The following is a 624-nucleotide window of genomic DNA, read 5'->3' as shown; positions in this document are numbered from 1 at the left end:
TAAAATTAAAAATCATGACATTAGAAATTTTAAAAAACAAAGAAGAATTAAGGGACTTAATAGATGCTTATGCTTATTTAAGTGATGAAAAAAAGATCTCGGAAGTTATGGGATTATTTACGCCAGATACCACATACAAAGTTTATATGGGTGACTTCTTAGCCGCAAATGTTTCCGGAATAGAATCCATGGAAAAAGAATTTAACGGACATGCATCGTTGGTAAAGACCTATTTTACTATGAACGGGCAGCATACGGTAAAAATTGATGGAGATACTGCGACAGGTGTTTCTTTTTCTCAACTTAAGATGGTAAGAGAGGTTGAAGGCAAAAATACAATAACTGATTATAGTGTTAAATACGATGACAAGTATGTGCGTCAAAATGGAAAATGGTTAATAAAGGAGCGTATCGGCTATTTTATAATTGTAGAGGATAGACCATTGAGTAACTAGGATTATCTTATTAAAGAATGGGATTTTGTAGTCCTGTTCTTTAATAAATATTTACTGCGGCTTAACCTTATGAAGGTTTAGATGACCTTTCACTTTTGATCTTTTCACGGTGCTGAATGCCCCATTCGGTCATGGCGGCCACAACCTTTTCAAGTGTATGGCTATAGGG

1 protein-coding gene is annotated in these 624 nt (G+C 34.8%); it reads left to right on the top strand.

Going from position 1 to position 624, the window contains the following annotated elements; genetic code table 11:
- Positions 1–455: nuclear transport factor 2 family protein (locus AC1DDX_RS27355; RefSeq protein WP_477623028.1), on the top strand; the 455-nt coding region annotated here is incomplete at its 5' end.
- Positions 456–624: the final 169 nt, after the last annotated feature.

This window comes from Pedobacter sp. 10L46_2, from assembly GCF_056395165.1.
The sequence above is the reverse complement of the archived record's forward strand: the minus strand, read 5'-3'. Positions and strand labels throughout refer to the sequence as shown.